23 protein-coding genes are annotated in these 24,529 nt (G+C 61.8%); 9 read left to right on the top strand and 14 right to left on the bottom strand.

Features of this window, described 5'->3' with window-relative positions; genetic code table 11:
* Window positions 1-14 precede the first annotated feature (14 nt).
* From ILFOPFJJ_RS26465 to ILFOPFJJ_RS26455, 3 genes are read right to left on the bottom strand one after another with little or no spacing between them, the layout of a single operon-like run.
* On the bottom strand, window positions 15-1,244 hold the full coding sequence (locus ILFOPFJJ_RS26465; protein WP_173513534.1) for an ABC transporter substrate-binding protein: 1,230 nt from the start codon (window positions 1,242-1,244) through the stop codon (window positions 15-17).
* Window positions 1,245-1,302: 58 nt separating this feature from the next.
* The gene (locus tag ILFOPFJJ_RS26460; RefSeq protein WP_173513533.1) at window positions 1,303-2,205 is read right to left on the bottom strand and encodes a sugar phosphate isomerase/epimerase family protein; all 903 of its coding nucleotides are present in this window, start codon (window positions 2,203-2,205) and stop codon (window positions 1,303-1,305) included.
* 12 nt (window positions 2,206-2,217) lie between these two features.
* On the bottom strand, window positions 2,218-3,246 hold the full coding sequence (locus ILFOPFJJ_RS26455; protein ID WP_173513532.1) for a Gfo/Idh/MocA family oxidoreductase: 1,029 nt from the start codon (window positions 3,244-3,246) through the stop codon (window positions 2,218-2,220).
* 134 nt (window positions 3,247-3,380) lie between these two features.
* On the opposite strand from ILFOPFJJ_RS26455, the gene ILFOPFJJ_RS26450 reads away from it, so the two are divergent.
* The 4 genes from ILFOPFJJ_RS26450 to ILFOPFJJ_RS35215 all read left to right on the top strand — a co-directional run bounded on the left by ILFOPFJJ_RS26450 (window position 3,381) and on the right by ILFOPFJJ_RS35215 (window position 6,552).
* Window positions 3,381-4,418, top strand: coding sequence for a substrate-binding domain-containing protein (locus tag ILFOPFJJ_RS26450; RefSeq protein ID WP_173513531.1), 1,038 nt, complete (start codon window positions 3,381-3,383; stop codon window positions 4,416-4,418).
* Between the two features lie 180 nt (window positions 4,419-4,598).
* Window positions 4,599-4,901 carry a cupin domain-containing protein gene (locus tag ILFOPFJJ_RS26445; protein WP_173513530.1) on the top strand — a complete coding sequence of 101 codons (303 nt, stop codon included), beginning with the start codon at window positions 4,599-4,601 and terminating at the stop codon, window positions 4,899-4,901.
* A 159-nt stretch (window positions 4,902-5,060) separates the two neighbouring features.
* A complete protein-coding gene (locus tag ILFOPFJJ_RS26440; protein WP_173513529.1) occupies window positions 5,061-6,191 on the top strand; it encodes a site-2 protease family protein in 1,131 nt (376 codons plus the stop codon).
* Window positions 6,192-6,267: 76 nt separating this feature from the next.
* Window positions 6,268-6,552, top strand: coding sequence for a hypothetical protein (locus tag ILFOPFJJ_RS35215; protein ID WP_246299791.1), 285 nt, complete (start codon window positions 6,268-6,270; stop codon window positions 6,550-6,552).
* A gap of 227 nt (window positions 6,553-6,779) precedes the next feature.
* On the opposite strand, the gene ILFOPFJJ_RS26430 is transcribed toward ILFOPFJJ_RS35215, so the two are convergent.
* A complete protein-coding gene (locus ILFOPFJJ_RS26430; RefSeq protein ID WP_173513607.1) occupies window positions 6,780-7,265 on the bottom strand; it encodes a DUF1772 domain-containing protein in 486 nt (161 codons plus the stop codon).
* Window positions 7,266-7,482: 217 nt separating this feature from the next.
* Here ILFOPFJJ_RS26430 and ILFOPFJJ_RS26425 point away from each other — a divergent pair, with 217 nt between their 5' ends.
* Entirely contained in the window at window positions 7,483-8,727 is a 1,245-nt protein-coding gene (locus ILFOPFJJ_RS26425) for a S41 family peptidase (protein ID WP_173513528.1), read from the top strand.
* 12 nt (window positions 8,728-8,739) lie between these two features.
* On the opposite strand, the gene ILFOPFJJ_RS26420 is transcribed toward ILFOPFJJ_RS26425, so the two are convergent.
* Together ILFOPFJJ_RS26420 and ILFOPFJJ_RS26415 are read right to left on the bottom strand one after the other, a co-directional pair.
* Entirely contained in the window at window positions 8,740-9,738 is a 999-nt protein-coding gene (locus tag ILFOPFJJ_RS26420) for an ABC transporter permease (RefSeq protein ID WP_173513527.1), read from the bottom strand.
* Window positions 9,739-9,802: 64 nt separating this feature from the next.
* Entirely contained in the window at window positions 9,803-10,543 is a 741-nt protein-coding gene (locus ILFOPFJJ_RS26415) for an ATP-binding cassette domain-containing protein (protein WP_173513526.1), read from the bottom strand.
* A 257-nt stretch (window positions 10,544-10,800) separates the two neighbouring features.
* On the opposite strand from ILFOPFJJ_RS26415, the gene ILFOPFJJ_RS26410 reads away from it, so the two are divergent.
* Together ILFOPFJJ_RS26410 and ILFOPFJJ_RS26405 are read left to right on the top strand one after the other, a co-directional pair.
* Window positions 10,801-11,781: an NAD-dependent epimerase/dehydratase family protein gene (locus tag ILFOPFJJ_RS26410; protein WP_173513525.1), complete on the top strand. Its 981-nt coding sequence runs from the start codon at window positions 10,801-10,803 to the stop codon at window positions 11,779-11,781.
* A 48-nt stretch (window positions 11,782-11,829) separates the two neighbouring features.
* Window positions 11,830-12,819 (top strand): sugar-binding protein, encoded by a 990-nt coding sequence (locus ILFOPFJJ_RS26405; RefSeq protein ID WP_173513524.1) that lies wholly within the window; start codon window positions 11,830-11,832, stop codon window positions 12,817-12,819.
* A gap of 59 nt (window positions 12,820-12,878) precedes the next feature.
* Here ILFOPFJJ_RS26405 and eglC read toward each other — a convergent pair whose 3' ends face one another.
* On the bottom strand, window positions 12,879-14,276 hold the full coding sequence (gene eglC / locus ILFOPFJJ_RS26400) for an endo-1,3-1,4-beta-glycanase EglC (RefSeq protein WP_173513523.1): 1,398 nt from the start codon (window positions 14,274-14,276) through the stop codon (window positions 12,879-12,881).
* Window positions 14,277-14,475: 199 nt separating this feature from the next.
* On the opposite strand from eglC, the gene ILFOPFJJ_RS26390 reads away from it, so the two are divergent.
* Entirely contained in the window at window positions 14,476-17,769 is a 3,294-nt protein-coding gene (locus ILFOPFJJ_RS26390) for a PAS domain S-box protein (RefSeq protein ID WP_210267575.1), read from the top strand.
* Complete coding sequence (locus tag ILFOPFJJ_RS26385; protein ID WP_173513522.1) at window positions 17,766-18,131, top strand: response regulator; 366 nt, start codon at window positions 17,766-17,768, stop codon at window positions 18,129-18,131. The genes ILFOPFJJ_RS26390 and ILFOPFJJ_RS26385 overlap by 4 nt, the downstream gene beginning before the upstream one ends.
* Window positions 18,132-18,149: 18 nt before the next feature.
* On the opposite strand, the gene ILFOPFJJ_RS26380 is transcribed toward ILFOPFJJ_RS26385, so the two are convergent.
* The 7 genes from ILFOPFJJ_RS26380 to ILFOPFJJ_RS26350 all read right to left on the bottom strand — a co-directional run bounded on the left by ILFOPFJJ_RS26380 (window position 18,150) and on the right by ILFOPFJJ_RS26350 (window position 24,484).
* The gene (locus ILFOPFJJ_RS26380; protein WP_173513521.1) at window positions 18,150-19,145 is read right to left on the bottom strand and encodes a dihydroxyacetone kinase subunit DhaK; all 996 of its coding nucleotides are present in this window, start codon (window positions 19,143-19,145) and stop codon (window positions 18,150-18,152) included.
* 174 nt (window positions 19,146-19,319) lie between these two features.
* Entirely contained in the window at window positions 19,320-19,730 is a 411-nt protein-coding gene (locus ILFOPFJJ_RS26375; protein ID WP_173513520.1) for a hypothetical protein, read from the bottom strand.
* On the bottom strand, window positions 19,731-21,344 hold the full coding sequence (locus ILFOPFJJ_RS26370) for a putative PEP-binding protein (RefSeq protein ID WP_173513519.1): 1,614 nt from the start codon (window positions 21,342-21,344) through the stop codon (window positions 19,731-19,733).
* On the bottom strand, window positions 21,328-21,672 hold the full coding sequence (locus tag ILFOPFJJ_RS26365; RefSeq protein WP_173513518.1) for an HPr family phosphocarrier protein: 345 nt from the start codon (window positions 21,670-21,672) through the stop codon (window positions 21,328-21,330). The genes ILFOPFJJ_RS26370 and ILFOPFJJ_RS26365 overlap by 17 nt, the downstream gene beginning before the upstream one ends.
* The gene (dhaM, locus tag ILFOPFJJ_RS26360; RefSeq protein ID WP_173513517.1) at window positions 21,672-22,070 is read right to left on the bottom strand and encodes a dihydroxyacetone kinase phosphoryl donor subunit DhaM; all 399 of its coding nucleotides are present in this window, start codon (window positions 22,068-22,070) and stop codon (window positions 21,672-21,674) included. The genes ILFOPFJJ_RS26365 and dhaM overlap by 1 nt, the downstream gene beginning before the upstream one ends.
* Window positions 22,067-22,690, bottom strand: coding sequence for a dihydroxyacetone kinase subunit DhaL (gene dhaL / locus ILFOPFJJ_RS26355; RefSeq protein WP_173513516.1), 624 nt, complete (start codon window positions 22,688-22,690; stop codon window positions 22,067-22,069). Before dhaL ends, dhaM begins: the two co-directional genes overlap by 4 nt.
* 159 nt (window positions 22,691-22,849) lie before the next feature.
* Window positions 22,850-24,484, bottom strand: coding sequence for a dihydroxyacetone kinase subunit DhaK (locus ILFOPFJJ_RS26350; protein WP_173513515.1), 1,635 nt, complete (start codon window positions 24,482-24,484; stop codon window positions 22,850-22,852).
* Window positions 24,485-24,529 lie beyond the last annotated feature (45 nt).

The raw sequence follows: 24,529 nt of genomic DNA, 5'->3' as shown, positions 1-24,529 counted from the left end.
GCGGCGGCATTGTCTCAACCCTGGACCGCCTTGATCTTCTCGGCCGCCTGGTCAAGCGCTTCCTTGGAAGTCATCTGGCCGGTCAAAGCCGCCTGGATCGCGTCCTGGATCGCCTTGGAGATTTTCGGCCATGCCGGATGCGGACCGCGGGGCTTGGCGTATTTCAGCTGCTCGACGAAGACCTTCAGCGCCGCGTCCTTCAGCGGTTCGCCGGTCGGCGGAATGGTGATGTCAGAGCGTGCCGGCAATTGCCCGAAGTCCTTGAACATCCTGTTGTCCTGCGACACGAAATATTCGAGAACCTTGAAGGCTTCCGCCGGATGCTCGGTGTTGGCGAATATCGCCCAGTTGAAGTCGCCCATAGCCGAGGAGCGTTCGGCCCCCGGTTCGGGCACGGGCAGGAGTGCCACGCCCCAGTCGAACTTCGCCTCCTCGATCATTCGATCCAGTTCCCATGGCCCGGAGATCGCCATCGCCGCATTGCCCGAATTGAAGGTACCGGTCGAATCCCATTGGCTTCGCGTCAGCGTATCCGGCGACGCCAGCTTCTCGTCGATGATCTTCTTCCAGACGTCGAGCGCCTTGACCGCTCCGTCGGAGTTGATCGCATCATAACTGCCGCCGGCCATCTGCGCCCAGGGAAGGAACTGGAACGTCCCCTCTTCATTGGCCTTGGCCGAGAAAGTCAGACCGTAGACATTCGCGGCCGGGTCGGTCAGCTTGCGCGCCGTCTCTACCAGTTCGTCCCAGGTCTGCGGCGGCTTGTTGGGGTCAAGGCCCTTGGCCTTGAACATGTCCTTGTTGTAGTAGAGCGCGATCGTGTTGGTCGCCTTCGGAATCCCGTAATATTTTCCGTCCCAGGTCACCGAGGCGAGCGGCCCCGGAAAGTAATTCTCGATTTTCACGACCGACGATTTCGCGATCATGTCGGTGAGGTCGAGAAACGCGCCACGCGACGAAAAGAGCGCGTGCTCCGGATTGTCGACCGCAATGATGTCGGGTGCCTGCCCCGTCGAATAGGCGCGCATCGCCTCGCTGACCACGTCGTCGAACTGGATCTGGCGATATTCGACTTTAATTCCGGTGTTGAGCTTGTTGAAATCATTGATCAGATTTGGCGCCGGCTGAATGTCTCGATCCAGCGACCAAACACTGATCGTCACATCCTCCGCGCTGGCGGAGAACGCCGCCAGCGAAGTGCCGAGGGCGACGGTGCCCAGAATTGCATATCTGCGGAAGCCCATAATTTCCTCCTTTGTTGTCCCGCGACCGGCATCCTCCATGCCGGCGGTCAGGCATGCCTCAGACCGGATCGGTGACGAAATCGCCGCCCCGGCATGTTTTCAGGTGGTTGAGCGCGTGGACCTGGCCGGTCATTTCGAGCGCATCGCGATAGACCGGATCGTGCCAGCCTTCGATGTCGATCGAACCGGACCAGCCGGCAAGGCGCAGTTCCGAGATGATGTCGGTCCAGTTGCTGTCGCCGAAGCCGGGCGTGCGCATGACGACGAACTTCTCCTTGCCGAAGATGCCGTGCTCGCGGATCACGTCCCAACGGATCGTCGCGTCCTTTCCGTGAACGTGGAAGATCTTCTGAGCCCATTTGCGGATCTGTGGCAGAGGGTCGATCAGATAGACCATCTGGTGGCAAGGTTCCCATTCGAGACCGATATGGTCGTCCGGGGTCTCGTTGAAGATGAGTTCCCAGGCATCCGGATTGTGGGCGATGTTCCAGTCGCCGGTTGCCCAGTTGCCGTCCATGGCGCAATTCTCGAAAGCGATCTTCACGCCCTTGTCGGCGGCGCGAGCGGCGAGCTCCCGCCAGATCTTCCGGTAGCGCGGCAGGCTGTCGGTAAGTGGCCGATTGCGGATGCGGCCGGTAAATCCTGCAACGCAGGTTGCGCCGAAGTGATGCGCATTGTCGATGCAATCCTTCCAACCTTGCAGCGTCTGCAGGTCGATGTCGGTCTCCTCGAGCGGATTGCCGAACATGCCAATCGTCGAGATCGTGATGTCGCGATCGCCGATAACGTCCTTGCAACGCTTCCCGAGTTCAGCGAGGTCCTGGCCGTTCGTGGTCTGCCAGAAGAACGGCTCGAAGCTTTCGAAGCCCATGTCGGCGATCTGGCCGATGCGTTTGGCGGCGTCGCCTTTGGTGGCGCTGACCATCGTACCGATGCGGATGGATTTGGCTGGATTGCTCATCAGATACCTCGTTCAGATTGTCACGCGCTGCCGGGTGCGGGCGCTCTCGATCGCCGCGAAGACCATGGCAAGGCTGTTGATATTGTCGTCGCTTGCCGTCTCCGGCGTTCCGCCGGACCGGATGGCCGCGAGAAAGTCGGCGATCACGCTGGCGTGGCCATGCGTTTCCGCCTGATCGACCGGCTCGGGAACCTCGAGCGGCACAAGTTCGCGCAGGAACCCTTCGCTGCCGGTGACCCTGTTCGCCCGGAAGCTTTCTGCGCCGTCCCAGAGCAGCGTGCCCCCGGTGCCGATGATCCGCCACTGGCTTTCCCAACTCGTATTCGCCCCCTCCGCGCACCATGAGCCTCGATAGGTGAAGGTCACGCCATCAGACAGTTCGAAGATGGCATTCGCGGCCGCGCCATGCGCATACCAGGACCCGCGGGGATTGCTTTCGTGGCAATAGACTGCAAGCGGCGTCTTGTCGGCGATGAAGCGCGCGGCGTCGAAGGTATGAATCGCCATGTCCAGGAGCAGAACGTTGTCCATCTCTTCGCGGAAACCGCCGAAATGCGCGCCGATGAAGAAGTCACAATGAAGACCGGTCAGCTCGCCGATCGCGCCGCTTTCGACGAAGCGCCGGATGCGGCGGACGCCGGAGATGAACCGTCGGTTCTGAACGACGGCATGAACCTTGCCGGCCTCGCCCGCAAGGCGGATCAGTTCGCGGCCGGCGGCGAGCGAGGTGGCCATCGGCTTTTCGCTCAGTACGTGGCACCCGTGCCGGAGTCCGATGGAGACCACCTCGTGGCGGGCGGCCGGTACGACGATGTCGAAGAGTACGTCTGGCTTGGTTTCGCTCAAGACCGCGTCGAGATCGGAGCCGGTGACCGCACCCGCGATGTCGAACTCCGCCGCGAGGCCGCGGGCTGCATCGGCGTTGACGTCGACGAGCCCGACGATGCGGATTGAAGATTGAAGTTCGCGGTTTGCGGCGATCGCCTTGAGCCAACCCTTGGCCATAGCTCCGCACCCGCACAGAACTGCGCGCAAAATCACGTTTCTCCTCCCGTAAGTCTACGAAATCGCCTTGGTTTGGCGACCGTAAACGTTTACGAAACTATGCGGAGTTTCCAAAACATGTCAATAGGGATTCGGAGACGGTGGATGAATGACGGAGGGTCACGGTCGGGATGAAGGGAATTCGGCGTCTTGCGCAACATCTCGATATTTCCATCGGCACGGTCTCGCGGGCACTCAACGGCAAGCCTGACGTCAACGACGAGACGCGTAAGCGCGTGCTCGAGGCAGCCGCCGAACTGGGTTATGTCCCGAACCAGTCGGGCCGCAGCCTCAGGCAGGGAACGACCAACATCATCGGCTTCATGATGCAGACCGGCACGGAGATTACCGGCCAGGGTGACACGTTCTTCATGAGCGTTTTCGATGGCGTGCAGGCCGTCTTTGCGAGGCACAAGCTTGATCTCGTCGCCCTGCTCTGCTCCTCGGAGGAGGATCCGAGCGATTACCTGCGCCGGGTCGTGGCGCGCGGCTTCGCCGACGGATTGATCCTTTCGTCTACGCAGAGGCGCGATCCCCGGATCGAATTCCTCGCCGAACGCAATATTCCCTTCGTCACGCTTGGTCGAAGCCTGACGGATGCCGGCCAGCCCTGGATCGATCTCGATTTCGAGGGCATGGCGCAGGCGGCTATCGATCGTCTGGTGGCCCGCGGGCATCGCCGCATCGCCGTCACGCGGCCGCATGACGACGTCAACCTCGGTTATATCTTCGTCGATCGCTGCCGCGATGCGCTGGCGGCACACGGCCTGCCCCTGGAAGAGAACCTGATCTTCCGCTCTACGCCAAACGAGGCAGGTGGCTACCAGATCGCTCGCGATCTGCTCGCGCTCGACAAGCCGCCGACGGCGATCGTGCTGATCAACGAGACGATCGCGATCGGCTTCTATCAGGCGCTCTCCGAGGCAGGCGTCAAGCCGGGGCGCGACATCGCAGTGATCGGGCGCTACAGCCCGCACGCGCATTTTCTCTCACCGCCGCTCACCTGCTTCCGCCTGTCGCTGCGTGATCTCGGCATTGCGCTGGCGGAAACCCTGCTTTCTGCCATGCCCGCCTTCAAGGGTCACTATCCGGACGCACCTGCAAACAAGGTCTGGCCCTTGGAGCTTGTCGAAGGCGAGAGCGACACGTTCCGCGTCCCCCTGCGCTGAGTGTCCCGGCACGCCTGCGGCACGCGATCGGCTGGCGTCATCGTCATCGGATTTGGAGCCTGCCGGCGGCCCTAACGGATCATTTCCGCAACTCCGGCGTTTGAACACGTAAGTCAATCATCGGCTTCGGCCAGTCTCCTCGTCGGAGGATTGGCGGCCGCCTCCTGAAAGGAGATTTCAATGCGCGGAATTTTCCTTGTCCCTGCCCTTCTCGGACTGTCAACGACCGCCTTTGCCCATGACGCCCCCAGCGGATGGAAATACCCGAACTCCTGCTGCTCGAATATCGATTGCCGGCAGATTACCCAGACGGCAGTAAGCGAACGCCCGCAAGGCTATATCATCGAAGCCACCGGAGAAGTGCTTCCCTACACCGACGGACGAGTGCGCATCTCGCCGGACGGTTATTACCACTGGTGCTCCGCCGCCGGTGAAGAGCGCAGCAAAACAATTTGCCTGTTCGTGCCGCCGCGCGCCTATTGAAAATTCTCTGAACTGGCCCAACCGTCAGCCGCCGTTGGCCCTTTCGCCATGGCGATGCCGAGGTGATCGACTATCATAGTGATTGTCGGAACCTCGGCCTGATATGCGAGTTCATCGAAGAGGACGGCCGCTTACCGGCAGCAGCACGCAGGAACGCGCATGGGTTGGTCTCTCAGGATTGGAACGATTGGCGGCACGGCCATACGGCTGCATGTCACCTTCGCGCTCCTGCTCATCTGGATATGGCTGATGCACTACCGGATTGGCGGCGCACCAGCCGCCTGGGAAGGCATCTTCTTCATCATTGCCGTCTTCGTCTGCGTCGTGCTGCACGAGTTCGGGCACATTGCCGCCGCGCGCTATTTCGGAATCAAGACGCCGGATATCACGCTGCTGCCGATCGGCGGAGTGGCCCGTCTCGAACGCATGCCCGAGGAACCTCGCGAGGAATTTATAATTGCCATTGCCGGCCCCCTCGTCAATGTCGTGATCGCGGCGCTGATCTTTCTTGCGCTCGGCGGATCGGTCGGCATGGAGCAGATGGCAGGTGTCGAAGACCCCGGAAGGAGCTTTCTCGCAAGGCTTGCCGGCGTCAACGTCTTTCTCGTGCTTTTCAACATGATCCCTGCCTTTCCGATGGACGGAGGCCGCGTGCTGCGCGCCGCCCTCGCCTCGCGCCTCACCTGGGCGCGGGCGACCGAGATCGCCGCGGCAATCGGCCAAGGTCTCGCCTTCGTTTTCGGTTTCATAGGGCTGTTCTATAACCCGCTGCTGATCTTCATCGCCATCTTCGTCTATCTTGCGGCGACGGCCGAAGCGCAGAACGCGCACATCCGCGCGGTTTCCGGGAGCGTGCTCATAGCGGACGTCATGGTCACCGAATTCGCAAGGCTTGACCGGTCGGCGACCATCGACGAGGCGATCGAGATGCTGCTTGCAACGACGCAGCGCGAGTTTCCGGTGGTCGATGCCACCGGCCGCTTCGAGGGGCTGCTGACGCGCGATGACATGATCCGGACACTGAAGGAAAGAGGAGCCGAGACGCCGGTTGTCAGCGCGATGCGCGGTGACGTTCCCAGAATCCACTATCGCAAGCGCCTCGAGGAGAGCCTGCGGCTGATGCAGCAGGCCAGTTCCCCTGCCGTTGCAGTTGTCGACGGCTCGGACCATCTCGTCGGCCTCATGACGCATGAGACGATCGGCGAAATGATGATGGTACGCGCGGCGGCCCCAGGCAGCTTCCGGTTTGGCCACCTGCGCCGGGACAAGTCTGATTACACCCATCTTTGAAACATTCAGGCAACTTGGCGCCGGAACCGAACATGGGCTGAAACGTTCGACCTCGGAAATCGAATGGGGTTCGGCGATGCTCCTCACCTTACAGGTTCTGACGATCACCGTGGTGGCTATTGCAATGGCGCTTGCGCTCGCGCACGCGCTTGAATTGCCAGGCAAGCTCAGATTGGGCAAGGAACAGTATTTCGCCGTTCAGCCGATCTACTATCCCGGCTTCACCATCGGTGGCGCGGCCGAGCCTGCGAGCCTCGTGCTCAGTGCCGTTCTCCTCTTCCTGACGCCTCCCCTGACGCTGGCTTTCTGGCTGATTGCCGCCGCCTTCATCGGACTATTGGCCATGCAGGCGATCTATTAGATCCTGACGCATCCGGTGAACAATTTTTGGCTAAAGGACGTCAAATTGAGGGGTATGAGCGCCGACTTCTTCTCGCTGGGCGCTTCACATGATGTTGCTGATTCCGCAACCCGGGATTGGACGTATCTGCGTGACCGGTGGGAATTCTCTCATGTCGCGCGGGCGGCGTTCGGCTTGATCAGCCTGGTCCTCCTTGCAATGGTGGTCGCGCTCTAGCCTGATCGGGATCAGGTGTGCCGAGCAGGAAATCGCGGCGCCAACACTGCCATGCTTATCGATGCGAAGGCCAAGAGTTTTGCTGCCGCAACGACCATGTGTCCCGTCTCCCATCGCAATCGGATGGACGCGAAGTCGGCCGGAACGGGACCCGGCGTCCAGGAAGCCAATACGGCATTGGCCGGCGCAACGACTGTAAACCAAGCCATGAGGCCAAGCGCCAACAGGCAGGTGCCCGCCAAGGCAAACCAGAATGCGGGCCGCTCCTTCGCAAGGAGACAAGTCAGCAAACCCGCCATCAATATTGCCCCGACGTCGAGCGGGCTGCCAATTCTGGCAAACAGTTCGAATTGGCCGTTGAAGACCGTCGCCTCACGCCAAAGTTCGGGCGACCAGACGGTCAGCCGCGGTGGCGCCTCCAACACATGGGCAAAGGACGGACCGAGACTGAGCGCTGTGAGCAAAAGCGAAGCAAGGGCTGTCAGATACAGGATCATGATCCGTCCTTCCAGTTGCGACAGGCTACCGAAACAGTGCCCATCCGTGCGTTGTTCCGCCAGCCGATTGTTTCGCGCGAAGGCACCGTAATGCGCCTCGCGATAATCGGCGAAACGTTGCGGCATAGGCGCGGCGCTCACGGAATGTTGTTGGCGGACGTCGCAATCCGGCCGCGGTTTCGCCGATACTGGTCGAAACAGAAACGGAAATCGGCCCATGCGCGCAAGGACGGTCGGCTCCCTCCCTCTCATACTTTTGCTCCTACTTACATCAGGGCAAGCCTTCGGCGTTGACCCACCACGGTCGGGACATCCGGTCTTCGACCGCGCCGTCCAACTCGTGGTCGACAATTTTCATGATAAGGAGGCGCTTGACCGGTTCGCTGCAACGGTGCGCCGCGCGGTAGAAGACGTGCCGGTGACTGCCAAGAGTTCACAGGCGCAGGTCGACAGGGCAGTCGAGGCGATCCTCGCCAGCCTCGATGCCTCGCATACGGCCCGCTTCAAACGCGATAGCATCGACTATTACGAGCTCATCGACATATTCCGCTTTGCCGTCCGCAACGACATGCGGCGATTGTTCCCCCCGGAGGGCGACGCTAACTATGCGGGCATCGGCATGATCGCACGAGGCAACGGCCAGCGGTTCGTCAGCGACGTCTACGATGGCTCGCCGGCCGACCGCGCCGGAATTCTCGTCGGCGACGAGGTCCTGTCAGTCGATGGCGCGCCCTATGATGAAATCGGATCCTTTAAAGGCAAGATCGGCCAAAACGTCGAGGTGCGGCTGCGGCGGCATGCCGACGCTGCGCCGATCACCGTCAAGGTAATGGTCGAACGGCTGAGGCCGCTGCGGACATTCGAGAAGGCAATTGAGAACAGCGTAACGGTGACGGAGCATGATGGAAGGCGGATCGGTTACGTTCGACTATGGACGCTCTCTGCTCCCGACGGCCTGGACATTGTCGCCCGCGAGCTTTCCAACGGACGCCTCAAGGACGCCGATGGTGTGATCGTCGATCTGCGCGGCCGTTGGGGTGGCGGTCCGCCCGACGCGGCGGAGCTTTTCGTCGGCGACACGCCGACGTTCCGGCTGATCAATCGGAATGGCAAGGAGACCCCGGCCAATGTGCGCTGGCGCCGGCCGGTGGTCGCGATCATCGATGAAGGTGCCAGAAGCGGGTTGGAACTCTTCGCCTATGCCTTGAAGGCGAACGGGATCCCTCTGGTCGGAACGCGAACGGCCGGCGCTCTGCTCGCCGGCCGCGCCTATCTGCTGCCCGACGACAGCCTGTTGGAACTGGCAGTCTCGGATGCCGTCATCGACGACGGTCTGCGGCTCGAAGGCCGCGGCATCGATCCTGATATCCCGGTGATATTCAGCCTGCCCTATGCGGCAGGACGGGATGCTCAGTTCGACGCTGCAATGGAGGAGATGCGGCGCATCCTGCTCAAGGGTTGACGCGAGGAGCGCTTATTCGCTCTGTCGGAAGTTGCGTATCCGGTCAAACAGGACAGCAAGCACCGTGGCCCCGCCGATAAAGGTGCCCTGCCAAAAAGCATTGATGCCGAGCAGGCCGAGACTGTTTCGGATCACTTCGATGAGCGCCGCACCGATCAATGCCCCGGACGCCGTGCCGACGCCGCCGGCGAGATTGGCGCCGCCGATGACGGCAGCCGCAATGACCTGGAGCTCCATCCCCGCGCCGATGTTGGTCGTGACGGCGCCGAGCCAGCCGGTCTGAATGATACCGGCGATCCCGGCCGAGAGCGCAGAGATCATATAAACGGTAACCTTGATCCTTCTGACCGGTACGCCCGTGAGTGTAGCCGCGTGTTCATTGCCACCGATGGCAAAGACGTAACGGCCGAATTTCGTCCAGCGCAGCACGAAACCGGTGAGGAGCGCCAGCGCGATCATGTAGAGCACTGGGTTGGCGATGCCGAAGAACCATGCACCGCCGCCGAGCGCCAGCAGCGCGTCATGATCGGGACCGAACTGAAAGACGACGGTATTGTTGGACGCGACCATCGCCAGGCTGCGTGCGATCGACAGCATGCCGAGCGTGATCACGAAGGGCGGGAATCCCAGATAAGCGATCATGACGCCGTTGAAGGCGCCGATCAGAAGCGCGGTCCCGATCGAGGCGGCGATGCCGACCTCGATGCTGTAGCCGGCGTGCATGACCACGGCCAGCACCATGCTGCAGAGGCAAAGCACGGATCCAACGGACAGATCGATACCGCCCGTGATGATCACCAACGTCATTCCGAGGGCGACGATCGCGACGAAGGTCACGTTGCGGGTGATGTTGTAGAGGTTCTTTGCCGTCGCAAAGGAGTCGGTTGCGAAGGACAGGAATATGCAGGCGAGGATGACGGCAATCAGCACCCAGAAAGTCTGGCTGGCCAGCAACGCCGCAGGCCAGGTTTGCTGCCTCTCTTCCATCGTCCGTTCCAGCGTCGTTGCCATTGTCGACCTTCGTTTCTTTTGGCCGCTGCCGCGCGTCCGATGAGGCGCGGCGCTGTAGTCCCGTTCAGACTTGTTCGATCGCGCCGGTGATGAGCCCGGTGACTTCCTCCGGTGAACTTGCAGCAATCGGCTTGTCCGCAACCTTCCTGCCGCGCCTCATCACGATGACACGGTCGGCGACGTCGAAGACGTCCGGCATGCGGTGGCTGATCAGGATTACGGCAATGCCCCGGTCGCGCAGTTCCCGGATCAGGTTCAGAACTTCCGCCACCTGCCGAACCGAAATCGCCGCGGTGGGCTCGTCCATGAGCACGATCTTTGCCTCGGAGAGCATGGTGCGGGCGATTGCCACCGCCTGCCGTTGACCGCCCGACATCTGTTTCACGAGATCACGCGGTCGCGTTTCCGATTTCAGCTCCCTGAAAATTTCGCCGGCGCGCTTGTACATCGTCTTGTGATCGAGGATCCGCAGCGGGCCGAGGCCGCGCCGCAGTTCGCGTCCGAGGAAGACATTCGCCGCGGCCGTCAGATTGTTGCAGAGCGCCAGATCCTGGTGAACGATCTCGATGCCATGCTGGCGCGCCTCCACGGGTCGGTGAAGCACGAGCTCCGCGCCGTCCAGGTGCATCGTGCCGTGACTTGGCCGAAAATTCCCGGCGATCATCTTGACCAATGTGGACTTGCCGGCGCCGTTGTCGCCCATGAGGCCGACCACTTCTCCCGCTTCGAGCGAAAGCGAAATATCACTGACCGCCTGGATGGCGCCGAAATGTTTGGAAATGTTGGCGAGTTCGAGGACCGCCACGGCCTTCTATCCTCCCGCTAGCTCCAGGCTTGCGGCCGCTCCGAAACCCCACCTTGGATCCGGAGCCGTCGCGATCTCGCTTTTCCGATTTCTTCCCGGACGTGCGATCAAGCGAATTTACGCAAAACCTTACGATAGCGTCAATCGATTGTCCCGCGATTCATTCGCTCCACCCGGCCAAGAATCCATTTTGTATTACAAATACTCGTTGACGAGCGAAGCGCGCGGATATTAGCTGTAGAAAGGGGAGCAAGAGCATGCTGATCCTTGTTACCGGTGCAACGGGCAAGGTCGGGCGGCACTTCATCGCTGGGCTGCTTGACGATCCGCGATTTTCCAAGGCGCGCATCCGTGCGCTTTGCCACAATCGTCTGTGCCCGGAAACCGAAAGGGTCGAGGTGTTGCGTGGATCGATTGCCGATCGGCACGTCGTGGCAAAAGCACTCGCCGACGTCACCCATGTAGTGCATCTCGCCACCTGCAAGGAAACGCCCGAGGACATCATCGACGTCACGGTCAAGGGGCTGTTCTGGCTGCTTGAGGAATTCCGGACAAGCGCCGCGGCGCGCCAGTTCATCCTCATCGGCGGCGACGCCGGGATCGGCCATTTCTATTACCGTCACGACGGGCCGATTACCGAGAAGGCACCCCATCAGGCGTATCCCGGGTGCTACGCGCTGTCGAAGGTGCTGGAAGAGGTGATGCTGGAGCAGTTCGGCATTCAATACCGCCTCAACGGCTGCTGCCTTCGCGCGCCGTGGATCATGGAAAAGGACGACTTCAAGTACACGCTGTCCTTCGGCGACGACGTGTTCGGCGGCCCGGTGTGGAAGAACCTGGTTCCCGAAGCCGATGCGAAGCGCTATGCCGAAGACGGCACCGTACCACTCATACGCGATGCCGACGGGCGGCCACTGAAACGCAATTTCGTGCATGTCGATGATCTGGTCTCCGCCATATTGGCGGCGATCGACAATCCACGCGCGATGCGCCAGCTCTTCAATATCTCGATGGATAGGCCCGTCGACTACGGCGAGGTCGCCGCCTATCTCGCCCACACCCGCAGCCTCGCTTCCGTCGACATCCCAAGCCAGTTTCACTCGAACTGGATGGACAACAGCAAGGCGAAGTACCTGCTGGACTGGCGACCCGACTACGACATGGAAAGGCTTATCGATTCGGCTTGGCAGTACGAGCGCTCACGGGATGACCCGCGCATCGTCTGGTATCCGGGTTGATCTGTGTGGCGGGCACATGGGTGTCCGTTTGTTTCAAGGGAGGAAGGAATGAGGAAGGCACTATTGCTTGCCGTTGCCGTCTTGGCACTCAGCGCCGGAACGGCCATGGCCCAGAAGAAACAGCTCGTCATCGTCGTGAAGGGCCTCGACAACCCATTCTTTGAGGCGATCAACCAGGGTTGCCAGAAGTGGAACAAGGAAAACCCGGATTCGGAATATGAGTGCTTCTACACCGGTCCGGCATCGACGTCGGACGAAGCCGGCGAGGCGCAGATCGTCCAGGATATGTTGGGCAAGGCCGAAACGGCCGCCATCGCCATCTCGCCCTCCAACGCCAAGCTGATCGCCCAGACACTGAAAACCGCCAACCCGTCGGTTCCGGTGATGACGCTTGATGCCGACCTCGCCGAGGAGGATTCGGCGCTACGCAAGACCTATTTAGGGACCGACAACTACCTGATGGGCGCACGCATCGGCGAGTACATCAAGAAGGCCAAGCCGAACGGCGGCAAGATCTGCACGATTGAGGGCAACCCGGGCGCCGACAACATTCTGCGCCGCGCCCAGGGCATGCGGGACGCGCTGACCGGACAGAAGGGGCTTACAGAACTGAAGGGCGAAGGCGGCTGGACCGAAGTCGCCGGCTGCCCGGTCTTCACCAATGACGACGGCGCCAGGGGCGTCCAGGCGATGACCGATATCCTTGCAGCCAATCCGGACCTCGACGCCTTCGGCATCATGGGTGGTTGGCCGTTGTTCGGCGCGCCGCAACCCTATCGTGACCTCTTCAAGCCGATGGCCGACAAGATCGCCAAGAACGAGTTCGTCATTGGCGCCGCAGACACCATTGGCGAGGAAGTCGCGATCGCCCGCGAGGGCCTGGTGACGGCCCTTGTCGGGCAACGGCCTTTCGAAATGGGCTACAAGGCGCCCTCGGTGATGCTGGACCTCATCGCCGGCAAGCCGGTCGAGGATCCGGTCTTCACCGGTCTCGACGAATGCACCAAGGATACCGTCGACACCTGCATTCAGAAGTAGGGCATCCGGCGGAGGCCGGCAGCTTTTCATGCCGGTCTCCGCCCATGCGGCTCTGCCGCTCAGATCTGCCAGTCGGGGTCGAGCGAATAGGCCCTGATATAGTCGATCTTCATTTCGGCCCCGTCGACGAGGCCATCGGTCGGCGTGCCGGCAATGCCCCCGACGGCGAGATTCACGAGCATGTACATCGGGTCGTGCATGTCCGAGGGGGTGTCGGCACGCGCGATCGCGGCGTCATCGAAGTACCAGACGATCTCCTCTTCCGTCCAAAGCACTCCGTACTTGTGAAATCCGCTGGTATCGGCAACCTTGACGGCGCTGGCAATGCTGGTCTGCGAGCCGGTTTCGTTGGAATGGACGGTAGCGATGACGGTGTTCGGATCCTGCCCGCGCATTTCCACGACATCCAATTCCGGTGGCCAGGAACCATCGGCCGGGAGGAGCCAGAAGGCCGGCCAAACGCCCTGGTCGTCCGGCATGTCCGCGCGGATCTCGAAATAGCCGTAGGTCTGGGCAAAGGACGAGTAGGTCGTCAGCATGCCCGAGGTGTAGTCATAGCCGTTGATTTCGGCCTGGATGGCCGGGGACGCCGGTGCTGCAGTGATCGTCAGGACGCCGTTGTTGACCGAAAACGGTTTGGCCGCGGCGGTCGGCTGATAGGCCGGATTGATATACCATTGAAGCTCGCCGTTCTCGGAGAGCGTCGCTCCTTTATCGGGAGCCCACCAGAATTTCGCGTCCCAGACGCCGCTCGAGCCGCTGCGAAGCTGAAGCGTGTTGAACTCGTCCGAGAAGGTCTGCGTCAGCACGGAGCGATCGAGGCTCAGTCTGAACTGGTTCGCCTGCAATTGGTCGGCGGTAGTGTTGGCGAAAACCAGGCTCTCGCCGTCGGCGAGGCTGAGCCGCAAATTGGCGCCTTCCTGCCTGAGATTGGCCTGGACCTGGGCAAAGGATGTAAATCCATAGCCCTCGAGGCGGACGATATCGTCGAAATTGAAATCGGTGATAAGGTCGCTGCCGTTGCCGCGCGTAAAGGCAAAGATATCGGCGCCGCCCGCGCCTCGCAACACGTCGTTGCCGGCACCGCCATCGAGCGTCTGGCTGCCGGAACCGCCGGTAATGATGTTGTCGGCATCGTTGCCGAGAGCAAACCGTCCATTGCCGGTAACGGTCAGGTTCTCGAAATTGTCCGGGAGCGTGTAGCTCATCCAGGTGTTGATCGTATCGACACCCTCGCCGGCTGCCTCGTAGGCGCGATTGATCCCGGAATAGAGATAATAAATGTCGTCGCCTCTGCCGCCGATCATGGTGACATTGACGGAACTGTCGCCCCACATGGAATCGTTGCCGGACGTCCCGTAGAGTGTGGGTCCCGATCCGGTGGCGGAAAACCACGCCGTTGAGTTTCCGCTGTAATACAGCGTCTTGCCCACGGCGTTCAGCACAGTTCTGCTCATAAAAACGTCTCCGGTTTGTTGGTCGATCTCCTCCACGGGTCCTGACAGTCGTCACTCCACCCGCGGGGGAACCTAACATCGGGTACGCCGAGGATCTACCGTGTGACCTTGGGGGTTCGGCAAGCTGATGACTGCCGATCCGGAACAAACCTGCTCGCGCCGCGTTTCTGGGGGTCAGCGAGCGCTTGCGGAGGGACCTATGAGCAGCGCGGAGGCTCTGCCGAAAAGTTTGGAGAGTAAGATCGGCACTTTGGATTCGCCTGATTTTCGGGCGGTGCTGGACGCATTGCCGATGCCTGTCTACGCCACGGACCGAGAGGGCATCATCACCTATTTCAACCAGGCGGCCGCCGACTTCGCCGGACGAGAACCCCGACTCGGCAAGGACCGTTGGTGCATCAGTTGGGAACTGCGTCGCACCGACGGCTCAAATCTCCCGCATGATCAATGTCCGATGGCCCAGACGCTGAAGGAAGGGCGGGCGATCAGGGGACACGAGCTTGTTGTCGTACGGCCGGATGGAACGATGATTCCGGTCCTTCCGTATCCGACACCGATCTTTGACAAGTCGGGAACGTTGACGGGCGCAATCAATCTTCTGGTCGACATCAGCGAACGCAAAGGCTCCGAAACTATTCTGCGCACGAAGACCGAGCGGCTGGAAGCACTCGGCCGCATCGCTAAAACGCTCTCCAGCGACCTCGATCTGGAACACATCATCCAAACCGTCACGGACAGCGCTACAAAGCTGAGCGGCGCGAAATATGGCGCGTTCTTTTACCGTGTCACCGATGAAGCCGGCGAGCATTTCCAGCTTTATACGTTATCCGGCGCACCGCGCGCAGCATTCGAACGGTTGGGGCTACCACGCAATACGGCCCTTTTTGCCGCGACCTTCCGCGGCCACGGTGTCGTGAGGAGCGACGATATCCGCAAACATCCGCAGTACGGTCTGAGCAAGCCTCACCTCGGGATGCCACCGGGCCATCTCCCGATCGTCAGCTACCTGGCCGTCCCGGTCATTTCCCGGTCTGGCGACGTGCTGGGCGGGCTGTTTCTCGGGCATGACGAACCGGGGGTGTTTTCAACGGAGTCCGAGGATGCCGTCGAGGCCCTCGCCGCGCACGCTGCAATCGCGATCGACAACGCCCATCTGCTGCTCGTGAGCCAGCGCGAAGCCGAGAGCCATCGACGGGCCGAACAGGATTCGCGGTATCTCGCAGCGATCGTCGAGTCCTCCGACGATGCCATCATCAGCAAGGATCTGAACAGCATTATCACCAGTTGGAACAACGGCGCCGAACGTCTGTTCGGGTACACCGCGGATGAAGTGATCGGGAAACCCATCACCATTCTCATGCCACCGGGCCACGAGAACGAGGAGCCTCGGATCCTTGAGCGCATCCGCAGTGGCGCGCGTGTCGATCACTACGAAACGAAGCGTCAGCGCAAGGATGGGAGCCTTGTCGACATCTCGCTCACCGTTTCGCCCGTTCGTAATGCCACAGGCCGCGTAATCGGCGCATCGAAGATCGCCCGCAACATCACGGAACGAAAGCAAGCCGAAGAGACGATGGAAAAGCGCCTGCGCGAGCAGGCTTCGCTCTATCAACTCACTGAACAGCTTCATCGCGCCAAGGGGATCGAAGAGGTCTACGACGCGGCGTTGGATGCCATTCGCGCGGCACTCAATTGCAGTCGCGCGTCGATTCTTTTGTTCGACCAGTCCGACAGAATGCGCTTCGTGGCCTGGCGGGGATTGTCCGACCACTACCGTCGCGCCGTCGAAGGACATTCTCCATGGACCCCGGAAGCGCAGGACCCGGACCCCATCTTCGTTGAAGACGTCACGAGAGCCGAGCTTTCCGACGAACTCAGGGCGACAATTGCATCGGAAGGCATTGCCGCGCTCGGGTTCATTCCCTTGATTACGGAGGGAAGGCTAGTCGGAAAGTTCATGGCCTATTACGACAGGCCGCATGTGTTCGTTGAAACGGAAATCAGCCTCGCGCTGACGATCGCGCGACAGCTCGGCTTCAGCATCCAGCGCATCCGAGCCGAAAGGGCGAGGCAGCTCGCGGAAGAGCAGCTGCGATGCAACGAAGCCAACGAAAGGGCTCGCGCAGCCGAACTGCAGGCCATCATGGAAGCCGTGCCGACCCCCATATGGATAACACGAACGTCTGACTGCCGTGTCATCGACGGGAACAAAAGTGCATACGACCTTCTGCACCTGCCGCCGGATTCGAACCTCTCGTTTTCGGCCCCGCCTGATGAACAGCCCTCTCATTTCCGGATTTTTTCGGGGGGCAGGATGCTGTCGCCCGATGAAATGCCCGTGCAGCGCGCGGCGCGCGGAGAAGAGGTCGAAAACTTCGAAGAGGAGATCCGCTTCGATGACGGCACCTCGCGCCATCTGCTCGGCAACGCCACCCCCTTGCGCAACCCGCTTGGGGAACAGACCGGCGCCGTGGCCGCCTTCGTCGACATTACCGAGCGCAAACAGGCAGAGGAAGCGCTGCTGGAAAGCGAGCGTCGGCTGAAGATGGCCTTGGATGCCGGGCGGATGGGCGCCTGGGAGTGGGACTTGCAGACCGGCAGGGTAATCTGGTCACCCGGCCTCGAGAAGCTTCACCGGGTCGATCCTGGAACATTCGAAGGGACATTCGCCGCCTTCAAGCGCGATATTCATCCCGCCGATCTTGCGGCCGTCGAGCAGGCGATAGAGAAGGCGCTGGAGACGCGGGAGGACTACCATGTCGCCTACCGCATTCTCCTCGCAGACGGTACGATACGCTGGATGGAGGCTTTCGGCCGGTTCTCGCCCGCAGACGGCGGCACGGGCGAGCGTCTGGCCGGCATTTGCATGGACATCACGGAGCGGAAGGAAGCCGAGGCGCAGAGGGACCTTCTTGTTGCCGAACTCAGCCACCGCGTCAAGAATACGCTGGCCACCGTCAACTCGATCGCGCGGCAATCCTTCTCGACGAACCCCGATGCGCATGATGCGCAGCGGTCGTTCGATGCACGCATCCGGGCGCTGGCACAGACGCATACCCGACTTGCGGAATCGCGATGGTCGGGCGTCTCTCTTCAAACCATATTCTCCGACGAGCTGGCTCCCTATCGAAACGAGAACGTGGACAACATCTCTCTCGATGGTCCGCCAACGACGCTGCCCCCCAAACATGCCCTTACGCTTGGTATGGCAGCACATGAACTCGCCACCAACGCGGCCAAGCATGGGGCGCTGTCCGTGAAGGCCGGCCGCGTAAGCGTTGATTGGGTCGTCGATCCGACGGAGAAGCGGCTTCGCATCCGCTGGATTGAGACGGGTGGTCCTTCCGTCTCGGTGCCGACCCGAAACGGCTTTGGCCGTTTGCTTCTCGAACGTGTCCTCGCTTCCGATCTGGGCGGCGATGTCCGCCTCGAATTCGCGTCGCAGGGACTGAACTGCGCGATCGACGTGCCCTATCCCGGGGGAACCGAATGACTGGAGCCGAGGGATGCCGGGTCTTCGTCGTCGAAGACGAATTTCTGGTGGCATTGCAGATCGAGGATGACCTCATCGCGGCCGGCTACGTCGTCGTGGGCCCGTTCACGACGCTACAGGGATCGATCGATGCTTCACGCGAACAGAACTTCGAAATCGCCACACTGGACCTGAATTTGCGCGGCGAGTTCGTCTATCCGCTTGTTGATGAGTTGCTGGCGCGCGGGGTGCCCGTCCTGCTGCTGACGGGCTATACGGCGTCGGATCTGCCGGAGCGGTTTCGCGCCTTGCCTCGCCTGGCAAAACCGTTCAACGGCCCTGAATTGATCAGGCAGGTTGAAAACCTTTTGGCTGCGAAGTGACCCGCCGCCATGCCGCAACTACGGCCCCCAGCGTAGCGCAGCCGTATCGACGGGAGCGTCCCAAAGCGACAGCTCACGCCCGTCGAGGCGCGCAATCGTCACCGAAAGCCCGGCCATGTCCAGCGACGTCACGTAGGTCCCGACCAGCGATCTGGCCACAGCCAGGCCAAAATCGGCGCAGAGCGACCGAGCGATATTGTACGCAAGATAGAGCTCCGACACCGGTGTGCCGCCAAAGCCGTTGACGAAAAGCAGAAGGCGGTCGTTCCTTTCCGGTGAAAGATCCAACCTGATCGCCTCCAGGATCATCGCGACGATCTCGGTTGCCGTTGCGAATTTGGCGCGCGCACGCCCCGATTCTCCGTGAATGCCGACGCCCATTTCCATTTCATCTTCCGCGAGCGCAAAGGTTTCGCGTTGAGTGTCGGGCACCCTAACGCCGCGCAACGAGACCCCCATCGTGCGGATGCGCCCGTCCAAGTCCTCGCCGAGCAGCTTGAGATCATCGAGCGGCCAGCCCGCCTCCGCCGCTGCGCCAAGCAATTTTTCGACGACGAGGGTTCCGGCGACCCCTCTCCTGCCCTGGCTGCGACGGAATCCGTCCGGATTGATATCGTCGCGGACGATCACAGTGGCAACCTGGTGATCGGCAGCGGCGAGCTCTGCCGCCATCTCGAAATTCATGACGTCGCCATCGTAATTCTTGACGACCAGCAGGCATCCGGCGCCGCCGTCCGTTTCGCGGATCGCCGAGACGATCTGATCGGGCGTCGGCGACGTGAAGACATGGCCCGTGCATGCGGCATCAAGCATGCCCAGTCCAACGAAGCCGACATGCATCGGCTCGTGCCCGGCCCCGCCTCCTGAAATGACAGCGACCTTGCCGGGACGAAGAGTCCGGCGTCGGACGAACTTGCCGTCGGCGCCAAAAGCCACCAGGCGCTCATGAGCCGCGACGAAGCCCGCCAGGCTCTCGGCAACGAGCGTCTCGGCGCTATTCATGAACTTCTTCATCGTGCCCTCCAACGGCGCCCGTCCCCTCAGACGCGGCCACCGCAACACTCTGAAATTTTGGCATCATTCCCTTTCGGCTTGTTCCAGCCGAGGGAAGCGTGCCCGCGTACTTCCATGCGAGGCGCCTCGTGGAACCGCTCCCGGCAGCGACACACTCAACCATATCGCACGTCGCTAATCCACCGTTCCGACCAGCTTTGCCATATTGCGGACGAGTTCCTCGATCGCCGCGTCGAACAGGCGGTTTTTGGCTTCATCTCCGAAGTCGGGAACAATCAGCGAAAGCTGGCGTAGCTTCTCGGTGCTTCCGAAATCCGGCAACTTGCCGGGATGGGCGGATTGATAGGCCTCAAGGAAACGTTCCTGCTCGCCGGGACTGAAGTGGCAAACCCGAAAGATGGTCGCGAGGTGCCGTGCGGGCAGCGGCGTCGGATAGGCGGGGCTCGTTATTTGCGTCACGAAGCTTCGATGCTTGCCGAGAGCTGCGGCCAACCGCTGACGGGTTCCCGACGGGCGGTTGTCGATGATCTGCGCCAGGATCGTCTTATAAGCCGTCATGGCGTCTTCGACCGTCTCACGAGACATTCAGTTTCTCTCCGCCGCCGGCAGGCCGTCCGACCGCAAGCCGGCGATTGCCGACCTTACGTCGGCGATACAGTTCGGCGCCACGGAAAAGTGGCGAAGCCCCGCGGCCAGCAGAGCCGGAAGGTGGCGCGGGTCGGAAGCCATTTCGCCGCAGATGCCGATCGGCTTTTTCATAGCCTTGGCGCGTTCCACACATTGCGCAATCAGGCGGCAGACCACCGGGGCAGCCGCATCATAAAGCCCGGCAACTGCCGAACTCCCCCTTGCCGCCGCCATTACGTACTGCGCCAGATCGTTGGTTCCGAAGGAAAAGAAGGCCGCGTTCGAGAAGCCATCGAGCGTCAAGGCTGCCGCCGGAACCTCCACCATCATGCCGATCTCCGGCATGCGTGTTTGCATCCCTCGACGCAGGAGATCGGCCGCTTCTTCTTTGAAGATCACACGCAGGGCATCGATTTCGTCCGGAACCGTGATCATCGGCAACAGGACCTCGAGATTGCCGTGAGCGGCGGCGCGCAGCAATGCGCGCGCCTGCACGCGAGCGAGTTCCGGCCGCGCCAGCAACAGCCGAACACCCCTGAGGCCCATGAAAGAATCGCTGCTTTTGCCGCCGATTCCAGGCAATGTCTTGTCACCGCCAAGGTCCAGCATGCGGATCGTCACCGGTGCAGCGCCGGCCCAGCGCAACGCCTCACGGTAGATGGCGTAATGCCTTTCCTCGTTGAGGGCATCGGCCGGCGAACCCACCAGAAACTCCGTGCGCATCAGCCCGATGCCCGCGAACGACGATGCATCGACGACGGCGAGCTCCGCCGGGTCGTTGATGATCGCCGACAGGCGGATCTCGGCGCCATCGATGGTTCGTGCCAATCCGCCGGCATCGAGCTTTACGGCTGCTCCTGTGGACCCCGCCCTCGCTTCCGTCTTGCGAATGTGCGTGTCGTCGGGGGCGACAATTACGGTCGCGGCGGTGGCATCCACGAGCACCCGTTCGCCTCTATCGATCTCGAACGGCCCCGTTGCCACCACCATCGGTATCGAACGTGTCCGGGCCAGCATGGCAACGTGACTGGACACACTGCCATCGAAAAGCACGACGCCGCCGCCGTCCGTCCAGTCGTGGGCAAGAAAAAGACTGGGCTCCAGGTCCTTTCCGACAAAAACGGATCCCGGAGGAAAATCCCCGATCGGTCTGCCCGTGAGTGCACCCAGAACCCGATTGCGAATATCGATGACGTCGACTGCGCGTGCCCGCACCTGCTCGTCGGGCGCCTCGGCGATCCCGGCGATATAGAGGTCCAGCGCTCCGACCCAGGCAAGCGCTGCGCTGTCTCCGGCGGCCAGCCGCTCCTCCGCCATTTCCATCAGTGCCGGATCAAGCAGCATTTCTATCTGAAAATCGAGAATGCCGGCGCTTTCCTCGTCCGAGCGTTCGGCGAGAGCTGACAGCTCCGCAATGGCCGCCGCTATGGCCCCCTGCAGGTCCTGACGCTCTACTGCGGACGTGTTGGGGGGCTCGACGGCGACTGGCGCCATCTGGGCGCAGAGATGAGCCGGCCCGACAGCGACACCCGGAGAGGCAGAAATTCCCGCGATTTCAAGCGGTTCGGCCATGCTTCTTTTCTTCGTCGAAATTGCGCTCGATCAGCGCCTTCAGCGCGACGATGGCTTCGGCGGCGCGCAACCCGTGTGCACGGATTTTCAGGACCGAGCCCCGCCGGATCTTCGCTCCCATGATCTTGACGATGCTCTTGCCGTTGAGCCAGACGTCACTGCCATTGACCTCGATCTCGACCGTGCACGGGAACGACTTCGCCAGCCGGGTGAAGGTAACGGATGGACGTGCATGCAGCCCGAAACCGTGCGTTACCTCGATCTCCGTCTGGCAGTAGCCATGCACCTCCACCACCTCCTTCGTTTCCTTTCGCGGCCTGTTGTCCATCAAGGCGAGAGTTCCTCCGCGGTCGCGATGACACGACTGAGGGCGGCGCCGCCGGAAGCCTCGGCCGCGGCGATCACGGCTCCCTCGACCAACGGCGCATCGCAGATCACCACGCGTTTCGAGCGGGGCTCCCCGAGCAATTCGATCGCCATTTCGCTGTTGGTCTCCGCTCCGCCGAGATCAACGAAAACGGCGACACCGGCTTCCGACCAGGCCTGTTCGATTGCCGCCAGTATGCCGGCCGCATTGGTGCCAAGCCCGCCCTCGGCGTTGCCCCCGGACCAGGCAAGCGGCACGCAATCGCCAACCATCTGCCGCACCATGTCGGCCGCGCCTTGGGCGACCAGCGGCGAGTGCGACACGATGACGATACCGACATTTGCAGACTTCGGGTTCATGCCGAACCTTGCTCCTTCAAGAAACGGCAGACCGCCGCCGTCAAGAGTGCACAACTCATCGCGCCGGGATCCACGTGACCGATCGATCGGTCGCCAAGAAACGAGGCACGGCCACGCATCGCCTTCATGCCGAATGTGAGCTTCGCCGACCTTTCCGCCTCTTCGGCAATGCCTGCCAGATCCGAGCGCCTTAGCACTTCGGTGTAAACCGGGTAAAGCACGTCGAGCAAGGTCTTGTCGCCGGCCGCCGCCCGTCCGCGTCGCGCGACGGCATCAACCGCGTACTCCAGAACGCTCGGAAAATCCGCCTGCTCACCGTTCTTTCCCATCTGACGACCGATCTCGATCAACAGCGTCCCGTAGAGAGGACCGGCCGCGCCGCCGATATTCATGACGAGAGTGAAGCCGATCTGCTCCAGCGCCTGCGGCAGGGGAAGAGCCATGATCCGGTCGCGCTCGGCGTAGACCGCCTCGCAGCCGCGACGCATGTTCGTGCCGTGATCACCATCGCCGATCGCCCTGTCGAGTTCCGACAGATGATCGGCATTCACCGTGATCACGGCGCGGCAGACGTCGATCAGCCCACCTATCAGCGCCTGTTTTCTCGGCTCGACGAACATCGCGGTTCTTCCCGTCGCTTGCTGTAGCGGCATGGATGGAAGCCGCTGCCGCCTTTCTCGTCGCAGCATAGATCGTTTCGCTCATTTACTGAAACAACGAATTGATCTAACGCTTTGAAACCACACAATTCCGGACGTATACACTTTCCCGGACTCGCGCTAGCGCAGACCTGCGGCAACCTCGAACACGGCGGCCACCGCCATCGCCCCCGGATCGGGCACACCCTCCAGATCTCGCTCTCCGATGTAGGATGCCCGTCCCGCTCTCGCCTTCTTCATCGTCCTGGTCGCGTCCGCGCCGGCGCGCGCAGCGGAGGCCGCCGCTGCCAGTCCGCCGGCCTTCAACGCCCGCAATGCCGGGTCCAGAGCATCCACCATTGTCCGGTCGCCGACGCCCGCTCCGCCGTAGAACGTCATCCGGTCGAGGCCGGCAAGCAACGCGCTCGCCATATCTCTCGTATCGGAATATTCCTTGGCGGCCGCCGTGAAGAAGATCGACAACAGCACGCCGCTGGAGCCACCCATGCTCGTGCTGAGGATGCTGCCGATCGAAGAGAGCGTCGCAGCGATATCCGTCAGTGGCAGGCGCGCGATCTGGGCCAACACGCTGCGCGATCCCGTTGCCACGGTCGAACCTGTATCGCCATCGCCGGCTCGCGCGTCGAGGCTGTTCAATTCCGCTTCCAGCGAAAGGAGATGGTCGCAGATCGCGGCGATCAGTCGGTCTGCGGCAGAATCGTGGCTCGCCTCCGCCAGTTGGGCGCCCGGCACGGCAACCGCCGGCACGACGACCACCTCATGCCGCTCGACGGCGGGGACCCAGGCATGCAGTGCGACCGGGGATCTGAGCGCCGCTTCCCGCTCGGCGTCGAGCCGGATCAGCGACAGCGAGAAGCCGTTCATGTTGAGTGCGGTCATCAACGGCGCCGGACCGATCGTCAATTTTACGCGCTCGGCAAGCGAGGAGGCGAGAACGGTGTGGGCGATCAATCCCATTTCGATCGGCGGCACCGAGCCGAGATTGTTGATGAGCAGCGCATAGTCGCCGTCGCCCGGAAGCGCGGCAGAAAGCCGCTCTGACATCGTGGAGACGATGCTCCGCGCCTCTTGTAGCGCAATGCGCTCGGCACCCGGCTCGCCGTGGATGCCGAGACCGAGTTCGCCCTCATCCGCGCCCAGCCGCTCGGAATGGGCCTGACCGGGTATGGAGCAGGATGAGAGCGAAACGCCGAGGGAAACAATGCTGTCGGCCGCCGAACGGGCAGCGGCCGCGATCGTCTCGAGATCGGCGCCTCCTTCGGAGAGATATCCCGCGATCTTGTGAACGAAGAGCGTTCCGGCGACTCCGCGCGGCTGGGCAAGATCGGGAAGCGCGATATCGTCGGCGACGATCACCATTTCGACGCGGAAGCCTTCGACGCGCGCCTTCTCGGCCGCCAGTCCGAAGTTTAGCCGGTCACCGGTATAGTTCTTGACGATCAGAAGGCAGCCCATCGGCCCCGTCACCGCTCGGATCGCCGTCAAGACGGCGTCGACGCTCGGAGACGCGAAAATTTCGCCCGACACGGCAGCCGTCAGCATGCCGCGGCCGACGAATCCGGCATGGGATGGTTCATGACCGGCGCCGCCGCCCGATAACACCGCGACACGATCCTTATTCCAATCTCCGCGCAGGATGACCTTGATGTCGGGATAGGTATCGAGACGGGCGAGACTTCCGACCGGCGCCGTCTGCAAAAGACCATCCAGCGCTTCGGTAACGATGTTTTCCCTTCGGTTGAAAAAGTGCTTCATTGTTTTTTTCCCGCCTGTTCGCCTTGAATGTTCATGTCGTTCTTT

The sequence above is a fragment of the Sinorhizobium psoraleae genome (genome assembly GCF_013283645.1).
Taxonomy (GTDB): domain Bacteria; phylum Pseudomonadota; class Alphaproteobacteria; order Rhizobiales; family Rhizobiaceae; genus Sinorhizobium; species Sinorhizobium psoraleae.
The sequence above is the reverse complement of the archived record's forward strand: the minus strand, read 5'-3'. Positions and strand labels throughout refer to the sequence as shown.

What these genes read in the sequence shown, in the direction of transcription:
- ILFOPFJJ_RS26445 (WP_173513530.1), top strand. Translation starts at nt 4,599, where the DNA reads ATGCGCGGAATTTTCCTTGTCCCTGCCCTTCTCGGACTGTCAACGACC.
- ILFOPFJJ_RS26460 (WP_173513533.1), bottom strand. Translation starts at nt 2,205, where the DNA reads ATGAGCAATCCAGCCAAATCCATCCGCATCGGTACGATGGTCAGCGCC.
- ILFOPFJJ_RS26465 (WP_173513534.1), bottom strand. Translation starts at nt 1,244, where the DNA reads ATGGGCTTCCGCAGATATGCAATTCTGGGCACCGTCGCCCTCGGCACT.
- ILFOPFJJ_RS26410 (WP_173513525.1), top strand. Translation starts at nt 10,801, where the DNA reads ATGCTGATCCTTGTTACCGGTGCAACGGGCAAGGTCGGGCGGCACTTC.
- ILFOPFJJ_RS35215 (WP_246299791.1), top strand. Translation starts at nt 6,268, where the DNA reads ATGCTCCTCACCTTACAGGTTCTGACGATCACCGTGGTGGCTATTGCA.
- ILFOPFJJ_RS26420 (WP_173513527.1), bottom strand. Translation starts at nt 9,738, where the DNA reads ATGGCAACGACGCTGGAACGGACGATGGAAGAGAGGCAGCAAACCTGG.
- ILFOPFJJ_RS26375 (WP_173513520.1), bottom strand. Translation starts at nt 19,730, where the DNA reads ATGTCTCGTGAGACGGTCGAAGACGCCATGACGGCTTATAAGACGATC.
- dhaL (WP_173513516.1), bottom strand. Translation starts at nt 22,690, where the DNA reads ATGTTCGTCGAGCCGAGAAAACAGGCGCTGATAGGTGGGCTGATCGAC.
- ILFOPFJJ_RS26440 (WP_173513529.1), top strand. Translation starts at nt 5,061, where the DNA reads ATGGGTTGGTCTCTCAGGATTGGAACGATTGGCGGCACGGCCATACGG.
- ILFOPFJJ_RS26405 (WP_173513524.1), top strand. Translation starts at nt 11,830, where the DNA reads ATGAGGAAGGCACTATTGCTTGCCGTTGCCGTCTTGGCACTCAGCGCC.
- ILFOPFJJ_RS26425 (WP_173513528.1), top strand. Translation starts at nt 7,483, where the DNA reads ATGCGCGCAAGGACGGTCGGCTCCCTCCCTCTCATACTTTTGCTCCTA.
- dhaM (WP_173513517.1), bottom strand. Translation starts at nt 22,070, where the DNA reads ATGAACCCGAAGTCTGCAAATGTCGGTATCGTCATCGTGTCGCACTCG.
- ILFOPFJJ_RS26450 (WP_173513531.1), top strand. Translation starts at nt 3,381, where the DNA reads ATGAAGGGAATTCGGCGTCTTGCGCAACATCTCGATATTTCCATCGGC.
- ILFOPFJJ_RS26430 (WP_173513607.1), bottom strand. Translation starts at nt 7,265, where the DNA reads ATGATCCTGTATCTGACAGCCCTTGCTTCGCTTTTGCTCACAGCGCTC.
- ILFOPFJJ_RS26390 (WP_210267575.1), top strand. Translation starts at nt 14,476, where the DNA reads ATGAGCAGCGCGGAGGCTCTGCCGAAAAGTTTGGAGAGTAAGATCGGC.
- ILFOPFJJ_RS26385 (WP_173513522.1), top strand. Translation starts at nt 17,766, where the DNA reads ATGACTGGAGCCGAGGGATGCCGGGTCTTCGTCGTCGAAGACGAATTT.
- ILFOPFJJ_RS26365 (WP_173513518.1), bottom strand. Translation starts at nt 21,672, where the DNA reads ATGGACAACAGGCCGCGAAAGGAAACGAAGGAGGTGGTGGAGGTGCAT.
- eglC (WP_173513523.1), bottom strand. Translation starts at nt 14,276, where the DNA reads ATGAGCAGAACTGTGCTGAACGCCGTGGGCAAGACGCTGTATTACAGC.
- ILFOPFJJ_RS26350 (WP_173513515.1), bottom strand. Translation starts at nt 24,484, where the DNA reads ATGAAGCACTTTTTCAACCGAAGGGAAAACATCGTTACCGAAGCGCTG.
- ILFOPFJJ_RS26380 (WP_173513521.1), bottom strand. Translation starts at nt 19,145, where the DNA reads ATGAAGAAGTTCATGAATAGCGCCGAGACGCTCGTTGCCGAGAGCCTG.
- ILFOPFJJ_RS26370 (WP_173513519.1), bottom strand. Translation starts at nt 21,344, where the DNA reads ATGGCCGAACCGCTTGAAATCGCGGGAATTTCTGCCTCTCCGGGTGTC.